Genomic DNA, 13,340 nt, shown 5'->3' with positions numbered 1-13,340 from the left:
GATAATAATAGTGATATTTCTTCTGTAACAGTTGATTTCTCAGCATTTGGTGGAGGAAGTGCAGTATCAGCTTCTAATTCAAGTGGAACATGGACGGCGACATATACTATAGTGTCAGGTTCTATAGATACTACAAATGTAAATATATCAGTAAAAGCTACTAATAGTGCAGGAAATACTACAACAACAGCAGATACATCAAATGCTACAGTAGATAGTGAATTAGCAACTGTAAGTGATGCTAATATTTCAATAAGTGGAGCAAGTGGTACAGCTGGAACATATATTGTAGGTGATACTGTTACAGCAACTTGGAATAACACTGCAGGTGGAGATAATAATAGTGATACAGTATCTTCAGTAACTGTTGATTTCTCAGCATTTGGTGGAGGAAGCTCTGTAGCAGCTTCAAATTCAAGTGGAACATGGACAGCAACATATACAATAGTGTCAGGTTCAACAGTTGCTAGTAATTTAAATATAGCAGTAGTAGCTACAGATAATGCAGGAAATACTACAACAACAGCAGATACAACAAATGCTAGTTTAAATAATCAAGTACCAACAGTAAGTAGTGTAAGTGTACCATCAAATGGCACATATATATCAGGAGATGATTTAGAGTTTACAGTAAATGTCAGCGAAAATGTAACAGTAAATACAAGTGGAGGAACACCACAAATTGCAATCACAATTGGTTCAACAACAAGACAAGCAACATATGTAAGTGGAAGTGGAACTACAGCATTAGTATTTAGATATACAGTACAAGCTGGAGATTTGGATAGTGATGGAATTGCAGTTGGAAGTTTAAGTGCAAATAGTGGGACATTAAAAGATGCTGCAGGAAATGACTTAACAACTACATTAAACTCAATAGGTTCAACAACATCAGTATTAGTAGATGCAGTAGCACCAACAGTAAGTAGTGTAAGTGTACCAACAAACGGTACATATGTATCAGGAGATAACTTAGAGTTTACAGTAAATGTCAGCGAAAATGTAACAGTAAATACAAGTGGAGGAACACCACAAATTGCAATCACAATTGGTTCAACAACAAGACAAGCAACATATGTAAGTGGAAGTGGAACTACAGCATTAGTATTTAGATATACAGTACAATCAGGAGATCTAGATAGTGATGGTGTCGCAGTTGGAAATTTAATTGCAAATAGTGGAACACTTAAAGATTCTGCAGGAAATGACTTAACAACTACATTAAATTCAATAGGTTCAACAACAGCAGTATTAGTAGATGCTGTAGTACCAACTATAACAATTACAGAGAGTAAAAGTACAGCTATAAATGGTGAAGTAATTGATTTAACATTTACTTTATCAGAAAATAGTAGTGACTTTATAGTTGATGATATAAGTGTAGTTGGAGGAAGTTTAAGTGAATTTACTCAAAGTACATCAAATACAAAAGTATATACAGCAAAACTTACTATAGATGATACAACAACTACACAAGCAACAATAGATGTAAATGCTTCTAAATTTACAGATAGTGTAGGAAATGCAAATAGCGCAGCAACACAAAAAGCTATTACTATTTTCCCAAGTGTAGTAAAACTAACACCTGTAAAAGATAGTACAGACGCAGCATTAAATTCTGATTTAAAAATAGAGTTTAGTGAAGAAGTAGTAAAAGGAACAACAGGTTCAATAAATATATATAAAACTTCAGATGATGGCTTAGTTGAAACTATAGATATTAATGATAGTAAAATTACTATAGAAAATCCTAATTCAATAAATGGATTAACAAATACAACAGTGACAATAGCTAAAGCAACACAACTTGATTTAGTTACAGGATATTATGTAACTATCTCAAATACAGCCTTTAAAGATGTAAATGATAACTTGTTTGAAGGAATCTCAAATAAAACAACATGGGCATTTACAACTATAGATAACCAAGCACCAACTATTTCAAATAATAGCTCAAATGCAACAGCAACTATAAGTGTAGATGAAAACCAAACAGCAGTTGTTGATATAGACGCAACTGATCCAGATTTAGGTCAAACTTTAACTTACTCTATTAGTGGAACTGATGCAAGTTCCTTTGATATTGACTCAACTACAGGTGTTATTACTTTTAAAACAGCACCAGATTATGAAACAAAATCTTCATATAGTATTACAGTAAAAGCTTCAGATGATTCAACAGTAAGCCTAAGTGATACACAAGCACTTACAGTTAATATAAATGATGTAAATGAAGCACCAACTTCAGCAAATAACAGCTTTACTATAAATGAAGACACAACAAAAACATTTGCTTCAACAGACTTTGCATTTAATGATGTAGATAACGCAAATACTCTAAACTCTATAAAGATAGTTACTTTACCAAGTAAAGGAAACTTACAGTTAAATTCAAGTGATGTAGTAGTAAATCAAAGTATCTTAAAAGCTGATATTTCAAAGCTAACATACACACCAGTAGCAAATGAAAATGGAAGCTCTTACTCTTCATTTACATTTAAAGTAAATGATGGAAACTTAGACTCTACAAGTGCATATACAATGACTGTAAATGTAACAGCAGTTGATGATGCACCTGAAATAACAACAACTTTAGGTAATCAAACACAAGTAGAAGATGGTGAAGGATTAGTTATTTCTTTAGCTACTTCTGATATAGATTCAGATGCAAGTACTGCAACTTACGCTGTAACTTCATCGGATGAAAATATAGCAACAGCATATATAAGAGATGGAAAACTAATAGTAGTTCCACAGAAAAATGCAAATGGAAATGTAACTATTACTTTAACTTCAACAGTTGGTGGAAAAAGTACAACTAAAACATTTACATATACACTTACAGGTGTAAATGATGCACCAACTATTTCAAGTATTGATGATATTACACATGAACAAACTTCAAGTGTAATAAATAAAACGATAACATTTGATATTTGGGATGATGTGGAAGTTACAAGTTTAACTGCTACAAGCTCAAATCAAAATCTATTACCAAATAGTAGTATTGTAATACCTTCAGCACCATATGGAAGTCAATCAACACTTACATATACTATTTCTGAAAATAATGCAGGAAAAGCAGATATAACAATTACGGCAAAAGATGCTCAAGGTTTATCATATAGTGAGTCATTTAAAATAACTGTAGAATCTCAAAGTGATGCTCAGTGTGTAGAAAATGCAAAAACTGCACTTATATTTGATACTATAAAACTTAATAATAGCTTCCAAAATGCACTTAACTCTAACTTAGATTTAGTAACAGATATAAGTTCTGTTTGTGATGCAATAATCTCTTGGGAAACTACTGATAGTAATGTAGTTGATACAAATGGAGCAGTTACACAAGGAAGTGATAATAAAACTATCATGCTTACAGCAAATATCACAAAAGGTGAATTTAGTACTAACAAAGAGTTTTTAGTAACAGTTCTTCCAAGTACTGTTTCAGCAAGTGAAGCTTTAAGTAAATTAACATTTGAAACTATAAAAGAACAAAATAGTTCTAAAGCAACTATTATTTCAAAACTAAATCTTCCTACTAGTATTTTAGGTGAAGATATTATCTGGACAAGTAGTGATGATAGTGTTATATCTCCATACTCTGGATATGTAACTAGAAATACAACTGAAGATAAAGAAGTTACACTAACAGCAACAATAGGAAGTGAAAGTAAAACATTTGCTCTTACTGTATTAAAAGAAGAAACAAGTGATTTAAATTCTGTTACTAAAGATACACAGTTATTAACTATAGAGTCACTTTTAGGAGAGAATACAGATAAAAATTCTATTATTTACAATTTAGCTAAGCCACTACCAACAACAGGAGCAAATGGTTCAACTATTTCTTGGTCTTCTTCAAATACTGCATTTATAACAAATGAAGGTGATGTATTAAGAGATGCAAATGCAAATAAAACAGTTGTATTAACAGCAACTATTACAAAAGGAAGTGAAACAACAACAAAAGAGTTTACTTTCCAAGTATTACAAAATAAAATAGAAACAGCATCTTCAAATACATTTGTAAATGCTGGAACTACAACTAATGGAACACAAGTTAGTACAAGTGCAAATAGTCAAACAACTCAAACATTCTCTACATTTGCATCAACTATTTTAAATACAGTTGATACAATAGTTTCTCAAGGAAGTATTAGAAGTATTGTTGAAGTTGCTGAAAAAATTGTAAATGTATATTTAAATACAGATGGTACAACTAAATCAACACTTCAATCAACTACAGGTTCAGCCTCACTTGAAAATAAAAATGTAGGTTCAACTACAAATGTAGAAGATGATGGAGATATTGTTTCTTCAAATAGTGATAATACTATTAGATTAAAGTTAAATAATGATGGAACTGTAACTCATGAAGTAGTAAACAATACAGTGAGTAAAACATCTACAGCCACTTCAAAAGTTGCAAACTCATCAGTTAGAAGTGATGAAAGTGGAAATGTAGAAACTACATCAGAAGTAAAAAAAGATGGATATATCTATAAAGCAGTTGTATCAACTAATGCTACAGGTGAAACTACTACTAAGTTCGTAAGAGTTGATTTATCAACTGGTGAACAAAGTAATGTAGATAGTACAGTATCTTCAAGCACTCCATTCCAAGCAGGAAATGAAGTAGAAATTAGTGAAATTGATGGAAATTTATATATTAAAACAACAACACCACTAGATGGTAATTTAGAGATTGAGTAAGGATTAAAAAATGAAAAAGATATATTCAATAGTTTTATTAATAGCAGTAGCCTTAGGGTTTACTGCTTGTGGTGGAGGAGGAGGTGGCTCTTCTTTTAAAAATGCTATTATTGATATAAATGTAGCTTGTGTAGCAAGTCCAAGCTCAAATGATTTTGATACTTATATTACTCTATATAGTGGTGATGAGATAGTAAATGATGAAGCAGGAACTCTTGTAACAACTTACCATAATATTAATGGTGAAAAGAAAGTTTGCCTAAATAGTGGTAAAGCTCATATTGTAAGAAAGTAGGATAATTTCATGAAAAAATTTTTAATAAGCACAATAACTTCAACACTTTTAGTTACAAGTTTAAGTGCAAATAGCACAGAAAATAATCTATTTACATCTATTCAATATGGTTTTACTCATATAAACAATGATAAGAAAGATACATCAGGAACAGTAAGTTTAGCAGAAGAACAAGATAGTAGTTCAGAAAGTGTAAATTTAGAGTTTGGATATGAGTATAGTAAAAATATAGATTTGTCTGTAAATTATCAATTTGTATCAAGTGATGATGTAGATTTAAATAATATCTACTTGCAATCAAAATATAAGTTTGAAAATAAAAACTTTACTCCATATGTAGGAGCAATATTAGGGTACTCACAACTTAAATGGAATAAAGCCCCAATAAATACTTTAAATAATGATACAAAATCAAGTTCTTATATAGTAGGAGCAAATGCAGGTGTTTTATATCCTATTTCAAATAATACAGATTTAGTTTTAAACTATACTTTAGCATATATGGGACATAAAGCAGAACTTTCAACTACTTCTACAAATAATGCAGATTTAAAACATGATTTATTAAATACAGTATCATTTGGTATTAGGTTTAATTTTTAAGTAAGTGTAAATAAGAACAAGATTATTCTTGTTCTTATAAAATATTTAGTTGGTGAGCAAAATCAGCTGCAATTCTTTCGTAGTTTCTTACATCTAGTAATCTTTTTTGGCCATTTACTCCAACTTGTGCTACTTCATCTTTGTTTAGTCCTAATATATAATCAAGTTTTTCTTTAATCTCTTTTTTATTAAAGTTACTAAACCAAGCACTTTTATCATCTTCAAAAATTGAGCTATTGTTTTCATTTTTTGACATGATACAAGGTACTGCTGATGAATAGTAATCAAGTACTTTCATAGGTGTTGAAGAATTGAATAGTGAAATATCAGGAAGTAAAGCCAATCCTATATCTGCTTTTGCAATTAAGTCTAAAAGTTCATCTTTAGTTTTTGCATTATAAATTTCAATATGATCTTTTATACTTGAATACTTTTCTACTAACTCTTTTGCATACTCAGGGTCTTTTGTAGAGATCATAAGTTTATATGTTCCATCACTTAGCTCACAGAAAGCATCTAAGATAGTTTCAAACTCTCTTAATTTATCAAGTGTTCCAGCATAGAAGAATCTTTTTTCAATTCCTTCATGTTGAATATTTTCATGTAGAATCTCTGGGTCAATTGCAGATGGTATTACAAATGTTCTTGTTTTTACATCTTTGAAATAATCATTTTTCATTTGAATTGATGTAGGTAAGAATATATCACACTCATTTATAAGTGCAGTTTCTGTAAAAGTTTTAATTTTATTGTTAATTAAATCTAAGAAACTAACTCTTTTATTTGCTTCATCTGTTTGGATTTTGGCGATTCTTTTTGGAAATGATAGTCTAAATGCCAGTTTGAAACTATTTGTTTTTTTATATTTTAAAGCTTCTTTTAAAATATCAGTATCATTTCTTACTGCTACAACTTCATAATCTTCAACTTTGTAGCCATTTTTTTCAAGCTCTTCAATAGGATTTTTTCTAAATCTATCAGGAAGAATCAATTTATTTTCATTTTTTACTTCAAAATCTTGTGAAAAACTTGAGAAATAAACTATATTGATATCAAAATGTTTGTTTAAATATTTTTCAAACAAAGGGCCAATAAAACTATGTTCATGATACTCTTCTTGGTCAGTAATGTATAAGAACTTACTCATTTGCTACTCCTTAAATTTTTAATTTAAAGATAGTAGCAAAGAAATATCGCATTAAAAGAGCATAAATGTTATTTGTTTATTTTTCCGAATCGTAACTCTGCAACCAAAGTTGCTACGATAATTAACACAGCTCCAAATATTTGAATTTGAGTTAATATCTCACCACCCGCAAAATATCCATATATTGCTGCACTTACTGGCTCCATAGTGAAAATAACTGCAGTTTTAGTTGCTGTTGTAAATTGTTGCATATATGTTTGAATTAAAAATGCATATACAGTAGCAAATACAGCTGTAACTATTACGGCTTTAAAAAAAGTATAGTCATAAGGTAAGTCAAAAGTTTTATCATCTAAACAAAGTGAAAAGATTAGTGATAAAATAGCAACAGTTGTAAACTGCACTAAAACTAAAACAAATACATTTGATTTAACAGAAAACTTTCCTGTAAATATAATATGTAAAGCAAAAAGTACTGCACAAATTAGAGTAAGAAACTCACCAATTCCAAGAGTCAAGCTACCACTCATTGTAAGTAAATACAAACCTACAACAGCTATAAGTGAAGCTATAAATACATTTTTCCTAACATGGTCTTTAAAAATAAAGTAAGCTAAAAATGGAACGCAAATAACATTTAGCCCTGTAATAAATGCCACAATAGAACTTTTTGTAAAACTTAGTCCAAAAGTTTGTGTAGCAAAAGCTGAAAATAGTACTACTCCTAATGTTATACCATAAATTACAGTTTGAGTATTTGTGTGCTTTAAAAATTTGTAAGCAATAAAAAACATTAAAATTGAAGCAAGGGCAAATCTAAAAAATAAGAATGCATATACAGGTGTGTGATTTATTGCTTCTTGTACCATCAAGAAGGTTACACCCCATGCAATAGCAACTGTTAAAAGTAAAAAGTCTGCTCTATACTCATAAAGTTTTGATTTTGTCATAAGTATCCTTGAAAAAATAAAAAAAAGATTATACCACTTTTTATACAATTTATTTTTATAAATCACATGTTTTTTGCATATAATATGTACTTAATGTAACTTTAAAACTATTTTCAGTAATATTTAAGTTTCAATCAAAAAAGAGAGAGTATATGAGTAATAATATAATTTCAATGACAAATATCGATAAATACTATGATGATTTTCATGTTTTAAAAAACATTAACTTTAGTGTAAAACAAGGTGAGATTGTTGTAGTTTGTGGTCCTTCTGGATCAGGTAAATCAACTTTAATTAGATGTATTAACGGACTTGAAGAGATAGATTCAGGTGAAATTATTGTTGATAATATTGATATTCATGGAAGTAAAAAGAACTTAAAAGAGATTAGAAGTGAAGTTGGAATGGTATTCCAACACTTTAATTTATTCCCTCATTTAACAATTTTAGAAAACATTACAATTGCACCTACACTTGTAAAAAACATGTCTAGTGCTGAAGCTTCTAAAATAGCTATGGGACTTCTTGAGAAAGTAAAACTTGAGCATAAAGCAAACTCTTACCCAGCTGATTTATCAGGTGGTCAAAAACAAAGAGTTGCAATCGCAAGAAGTTTAGCTATGAAACCTAAAGTTATTTTATTTGATGAGCCTACATCTGCCCTTGACCCTGAAACAATTGGTGATGTATTATCAGTAATGAAAGATTTAGCTAAAGAAAACTTCACTTTAGTTTGTGTAACTCATGAAATGGGATTTGCAAAAGAAGTTGGAGATAGAATTGTATTTATGGATGAGGGAATTATTGTTGAAGAGAATACTCCAGAAGAGTTCTTTAAAAACCCAGAATCACCAAGAGCTAAAAAGTTCTTAAATGAAATTTTAGTTCACTAAAAATTTAAAAAAATAGGAAAGAAAAAAAGAATGATAAAAAAGATTGTAGCTTTATTTTTATTAGTAGTATCAACTTCAGTTTTTGCTGATGATATTGAACTTTGGAAAAAATCAACATTAAATAAAATAGTTCAAAAAGGTGAACTTGTAGTAGCACTTGAGCCTGGATATATGCCTTTTGAAATGAAAGATAAAAAGGGAAGAATTATTGGTTATGATGTTGACATTGCAAAAGCAATGGCAAAAGCAATGGGTGTAAAACTAAAAATTGAAGAAACAGCATTTGATGGAATTATTGCTGGTTTACTTACTAATAAATATGACATTATCATCTCGGGTATGACTATTACTCAACAAAGAAACTTAAAAATTAACTTTTCTGACCCTTATATTGTTGTAGGTCAAACTGTTTTATTAAATAAAAACTATCAAAATGAAATTAAAACTTCTAAAGATTTAGATAACGCAAAATATACAATTACAGCTGTTTTAGGTCAAACAGGGGAAATTGCTGCAAGAAAGTTTTTCAAAAATGCGAAAGTTGTTACATTTGAAACTGAGAGTGAAGCAGTATCTGAAGTGTTAAGTGGAAGAGCAGCTGCTTTTGTAAATGACCAACCATACAATACTGTATTTATGGATGGAAAAGGTAAAGATTCATTAATTCATATGGATAAACCTTTAACTTATGAGCCTTTAGCATTTGCTATTAGAAAAGGTGACCCAGATTTTTTAAACTGGTTAAATAACTTTTTAAGACAAATTAAAGAGGACAAAGTAATAAATCTACATGAAAAACTATATGAAAAATGGTTTGTAGATACAAAATGGCTTCAAAGAGTACAGTAAGTCAATCTTAAATTAAGGAGAGAGAAGATGAAAAGTATTAAGAAACTGTTTGTTGCAATCTTTGCAATTAGTGCATTATCGGGGGTTAATTCACTTGCTGATGATATTAATTTATGGAAAAAATCTACACTAAATCAGATTCTTCAAAGAGGTGAGTTACAGGTTTGTTTAGAACCTGGATACATGCCTTTTGAGATGAAAGATAAAAGAGGAAAAATCATAGGTTATGATGTTGATATGGCAAAGAGAATGGCTAAGGAAATGGGTGTTAAATTAAGCCTTAAGCCAACTGCTTGGGATGGAATTATTGCAGCACTAGTAACTGGTAAATGTGATATTATCATGTCTGGTATGACTATTACTCAACAAAGAAACTTAAAAATCAATTTTGCTGACCCATACGTAGTTGTAGGTCAAACAATTATGATGAAAAAAGAGTTAGAAGGTAAAATTAAATCTGCAAAAGATTTAGATAAACCTGAGTATACAGTAGTAACTAAACTTGGTGTTACAGGTGAAGTTGCAACAAGAAAGTTCTTTAAAAATGCAAAAATTATTACATTTGAAACAGAAGCTGATGCAGCAAGTGAAGTTTTAAATGGTAAAGCAGATGCGATCGTTTATGATCAACCTTATAATATTCTATTTATGAGTGATAAGGGTAAAGGTAAATTAATTCACCTTGATACACCTTTAACTTATGAGCCATTAGGTTGGGCTATTAGAAAGGGTGATCCAGACTTCTTAAACTGGTTAAATAATTTCTTAAGACAAGTAAAAGAAGATAAGGTAGTAGATTTCTACAACAAATTAAACCAAAAGTGGCTAAAAGACACTGACTGGCTAAAAAGAGTTCAATAATAAATGGCAAAAAAAGAATCATGGACACAAAATAAAAACCTAGGGCATTTTATTGCTCTAGCGTTTTATCTTGCAGTAGGGTATTTTTTCTATTTAGCTGCGGCTAATATGAATTATGTATGGAAGTGGAATTCAGTTCCAAAGTATTTTCTTTATGAAGAAACAAAAAGTATAGAAGCTCCAATAGATGGAAAACTAGTATTAGAAGATGGAAAGTACTATATTGAAGGTAGTGAAAAAGTAGAACTTACGAACTTAGATAGTAGTTTTTCATTTGATTATGAAGTAGGAAGTGATGTTTATCAATACGACTATGTTGCTTCAAAAACAGAAACAAAAGCAGGACCTATTTTAAATGGACTTTGGGTAACTTTAAAAATATCATTCTTTGCAGCGATACTTACTTTTATAATAGGTGTTATTGTAGCAATGATGAAGTTATCATCTTTAGTATTTTTAAGGGATATTGCGACCGTTTATATTACAATTGTTAGAGGAACACCTCTGCTTGTTCAAATTTTCTTATTCTATTTTATAGTTGCTAATATATTTGAACTTGATAGATTTATTGCGGGGGTTTTATCTCTTGGTATTTTCTTTGGTGCTTATATGGCAGAGATTTTAAGAGGGGCTATTCAATCAATTGACAAAGGTCAATTAGAAGCAGCTAATTCTCTTGGTATTTCAAAGTATCAAGCTATGAGATATATTATTTTACCACAAGCTTTTAAAAGAGCATTACCAACACTTGTTGGAGAAATGATTGCACTTATTAAAGATTCATCTTTAGTTTCTGTAATCTCAATTACAGATTTAACAAAAGTTGGTAAAGAAATCGTTGCAAATACTTTCTCTCCATTTGAAACATGGATAGTTGTTGCAGTACTTTATTTATGTATTACATCAATACTAAGTTTAATTGGACATAGACTAGAGAAAAAAATGAAAGCAAAAGGTGGGATGAGTTAATTGGAACTTATCTCAACTTTCTTACAGCAATCAATCACATTTTTCGCAATTATGGACCCAATAGGGATTAGTGCAATTGCACTATCTTTATTGAGTACAAATATTACAAAAACACAAATCTCTAAAGTAGCATATAAATCAACTCTTACAATTGTTATTGCATTTTTTGTAGTAATCATAAGTGGTGAAGCAATATTAAAACTATTTGGAATTGATGAAAATTCACTTAAAGTTATGGGTGGTTTAGTTCTTATCTTAATGGCTATTTCAATGGTAAGTGGTCCTACAAAACCTAAAAATAATGGAAATATTGAAGAGCAAAAAGATGATGAAGAATTAGCAATTATACCAATTGGTATTCCTATTGCTTTTGGTACAGGGCTTTTTACTACTATTATCATTTTTAAGCATCAAGCTAATACGTTTTTAGATTTAGTATCTATAACTTTGGCTTTTTTAGTAAATGCAGTTTTATTCTATTTTATTTTAAAAAACTCAATTTATATTAAAAAGTATTTAGGACTTACTGGACAAAATATTATTACTAAACTTATGGGATTAATAGTTGGAGCTATTGCTGTACAGTTTATAGTAAGCGGAATAGTAAATCTTGCAAAAGGTTATTGGGGTGCTTGATATATTTTTAAAAGGTTTTATTGTAACTATCTCTTTAATAGTTGCAATTGGAGCACAAAATGCCTATGTATTAAAACTAGGACTATTAAGACAATATGTATGGGTAGCTGTACTAATCTGTGTTGTATCAGATTTTTTACTTATATCAGCTGGAGTTTTAGGGCTTGGTTTTTTTATAAAAGGTAATCAAATTTTAATAAACTCAATTGCAGTTATTGGAATAGTGTTTTTAAGTGTTTATGCCCTTTTATCTTTTAAATCTGCTTTAAAAAATGAAAGTATGAAAATAGATGATGAAGTAAAAACCAACCCTTTAAAAAAAGTAATTACAATGCTTTTAGTTTTTACTTTCTTAAACCCTCATACTTATCTTGATACAGTTCTTCTAATAGGTGGAATTGGTGCAAATGTTGAAGATAGTATGAAACTATACTTTTTACTTGGGGCTGTTTGTGCTTCGGCTTTTTGGTTTACTCTTTTAGGTTTTGGAGCAAGAGCTTTAATACCTTTATTTAAAAAGCCAATAACTTGGAAAATACTTGATATTCTTATTGGTATTTTAATGCTTATAATAGCATACTCTTTAATAGATTTAATTACATTTTAGTTATCATATTATCATTGAAAAGGTGATAATATGAATAACTCCAGCGTTGAAAAAATAGCTTGTTTTACTACTGTTCTTGATCCCTATAATGGAATCACAATTGATGCAAAAGATTTGCCTTCTTGCAAAGAAGAGTTTGAATTAAATTTAGACTATCTAATAGAAGAAACAATTGAAAAAAGAAATCTAATTTGGATATATATAGATATAAAAAGGTCTGATTTTATTCCAATAGCAACTAAAAGAGGTTTTTACTTTCACTCATGTGATGAGGGTTATGTTTTAGTTGTGAAAAGACTAAAAGAAAATGCCATAGTTCCAACAGCAGCAAATCACACTTTAGGTGTTGGAGCAGTTGTGATAAATGATAATAATGAGCTTTTAGTAATAAAAGAGAAAATCTCAAATATTGGTTTTAAACTTCCAGGTGGTCATATAGATAATGGTGAGATGATTTCAACTGCTTGTGTAAGAGAGGTTAAGGAAGAAACAGGAATAGATGTAGAGTTTGAGTCTATAATCTCACTAGGACATTTTTATCCACATCAGTTTCATAAATCAAACTTGTATGTTCTGTGTTTAGCAAAGCCTTTATCTTTTGAAATAAATATACAAGATACTCAAGAAATAGTTGATGCAAAATGGGTTAAAATAGAAGAGTATTTAGAAGATGAAACAGTACTTGCTTACTCAAAAGCAGTAGTTATGGCAGCTTTAGAGTATCAAGGTTTTAAACTAGCAAATCATCAAACACTTTGTCATATAAAAAGGGATTTTGAGCTGTTTTTCCCTTTAGAAAAGTAAGCTAATA

Annotated in this window: 12 protein-coding genes; 10 read left to right on the top strand and 2 right to left on the bottom strand. The window is 29.8% G+C overall.

Annotated elements, in window-relative coordinates; all coding sequences use genetic code 11:
- The 3 genes from ACH5BF_RS13680 to ACH5BF_RS13670 all read left to right on the top strand — a co-directional run.
- The coding region (locus tag ACH5BF_RS13680) for a beta strand repeat-containing protein (RefSeq protein ID WP_423274820.1) at positions 1-4,719 on the top strand (4,719 nt) is incomplete at its 5' end.
- 10 nt (positions 4,720-4,729) lie between these two features.
- Positions 4,730-5,014, top strand: coding sequence for a hypothetical protein (locus ACH5BF_RS13675; RefSeq protein ID WP_423274819.1), 285 nt, complete (start codon positions 4,730-4,732; stop codon positions 5,012-5,014).
- Positions 5,015-5,023: 9 nt separating this feature from the next.
- A complete protein-coding gene (locus ACH5BF_RS13670) occupies positions 5,024-5,617 on the top strand; it encodes an outer membrane protein (RefSeq protein ID WP_423274818.1) in 594 nt (197 codons plus the stop codon).
- A 34-nt stretch (positions 5,618-5,651) separates the two neighbouring features.
- Here the strand turns inward: ACH5BF_RS13670 and ACH5BF_RS13665 are convergent, their stop codons facing one another.
- Positions 5,652-6,764, bottom strand: a complete 1,113-nt coding sequence (locus ACH5BF_RS13665; RefSeq protein ID WP_423274817.1) for a glycosyltransferase — start codon at positions 6,762-6,764, stop codon at positions 5,652-5,654.
- Between the two features lie 68 nt (positions 6,765-6,832).
- Positions 6,833-7,714 carry a DMT family transporter gene (locus tag ACH5BF_RS13660; protein ID WP_423274816.1) on the bottom strand — a complete coding sequence of 294 codons (882 nt, stop codon included), beginning with the start codon at positions 7,712-7,714 and terminating at the stop codon, positions 6,833-6,835.
- A 164-nt stretch (positions 7,715-7,878) separates the two neighbouring features.
- Between ACH5BF_RS13660 and ACH5BF_RS13655 the strand changes: the two genes are divergently transcribed.
- From ACH5BF_RS13655 to ACH5BF_RS13625, 7 genes are read left to right on the top strand one after another with little or no spacing between them, the layout of a single operon-like run.
- Positions 7,879-8,607, top strand: a complete 729-nt coding sequence (locus ACH5BF_RS13655; protein ID WP_423274822.1) for an amino acid ABC transporter ATP-binding protein — start codon at positions 7,879-7,881, stop codon at positions 8,605-8,607.
- A gap of 30 nt (positions 8,608-8,637) precedes the next feature.
- On the top strand, positions 8,638-9,456 hold the full coding sequence (locus tag ACH5BF_RS13650) for a transporter substrate-binding domain-containing protein (RefSeq protein ID WP_423274815.1): 819 nt from the start codon (positions 8,638-8,640) through the stop codon (positions 9,454-9,456).
- 27 nt (positions 9,457-9,483) lie between these two features.
- Positions 9,484-10,317, top strand: a complete 834-nt coding sequence (locus ACH5BF_RS13645; protein ID WP_423274814.1) for a transporter substrate-binding domain-containing protein — start codon at positions 9,484-9,486, stop codon at positions 10,315-10,317.
- 3 nt (positions 10,318-10,320) lie between these two features.
- Positions 10,321-11,286, top strand: coding sequence for an amino acid ABC transporter permease (locus ACH5BF_RS13640; protein ID WP_423274813.1), 966 nt, complete (start codon positions 10,321-10,323; stop codon positions 11,284-11,286).
- A complete protein-coding gene (locus tag ACH5BF_RS13635; protein WP_423274812.1) occupies positions 11,287-11,922 on the top strand; it encodes a MarC family protein in 636 nt (211 codons plus the stop codon). It abuts the gene before it with no gap.
- Positions 11,915-12,529 carry a LysE/ArgO family amino acid transporter gene (locus ACH5BF_RS13630; RefSeq protein ID WP_423274811.1) on the top strand — a complete coding sequence of 205 codons (615 nt, stop codon included), beginning with the start codon at positions 11,915-11,917 and terminating at the stop codon, positions 12,527-12,529. Before ACH5BF_RS13635 ends, ACH5BF_RS13630 begins: the two co-directional genes overlap by 8 nt.
- 30 nt (positions 12,530-12,559) lie before the next feature.
- Positions 12,560-13,333: an NUDIX hydrolase gene (locus tag ACH5BF_RS13625; protein ID WP_423274810.1), complete on the top strand. Its 774-nt coding sequence runs from the start codon at positions 12,560-12,562 to the stop codon at positions 13,331-13,333.
- Positions 13,334-13,340: the final 7 nt, after the last annotated feature.

The sequence above is a fragment of the Arcobacter pernae genome (assembly GCF_049472135.1).
Lineage (GTDB): Bacteria > Campylobacterota > Campylobacteria > Campylobacterales > Arcobacteraceae > Arcobacter_B.
Note: the sequence above shows the minus strand (reverse complement) of the source record. Positions and strands in the feature narration are given on the sequence as shown.

Excerpts from the sequence above, each read along its gene's own strand:
- ACH5BF_RS13675 (WP_423274819.1), top strand. The coding sequence starts at position 4,730 with ATGAAAAAGATATATTCAATAGTTTTATTAATAGCAGTAGCCTTAGGG.
- ACH5BF_RS13670 (WP_423274818.1), top strand. The coding sequence starts at position 5,024 with ATGAAAAAATTTTTAATAAGCACAATAACTTCAACACTTTTAGTTACA.
- ACH5BF_RS13665 (WP_423274817.1), bottom strand. The coding sequence starts at position 6,764 with ATGAGTAAGTTCTTATACATTACTGACCAAGAAGAGTATCATGAACAT.
- ACH5BF_RS13660 (WP_423274816.1), bottom strand. The coding sequence starts at position 7,714 with ATGACAAAATCAAAACTTTATGAGTATAGAGCAGACTTTTTACTTTTA.
- ACH5BF_RS13650 (WP_423274815.1), top strand. The coding sequence starts at position 8,638 with ATGATAAAAAAGATTGTAGCTTTATTTTTATTAGTAGTATCAACTTCA.
- ACH5BF_RS13645 (WP_423274814.1), top strand. The coding sequence starts at position 9,484 with ATGAAAAGTATTAAGAAACTGTTTGTTGCAATCTTTGCAATTAGTGCA.
- ACH5BF_RS13640 (WP_423274813.1), top strand. The coding sequence starts at position 10,321 with ATGGCAAAAAAAGAATCATGGACACAAAATAAAAACCTAGGGCATTTT.
- ACH5BF_RS13625 (WP_423274810.1), top strand. The coding sequence starts at position 12,560 with ATGAATAACTCCAGCGTTGAAAAAATAGCTTGTTTTACTACTGTTCTT.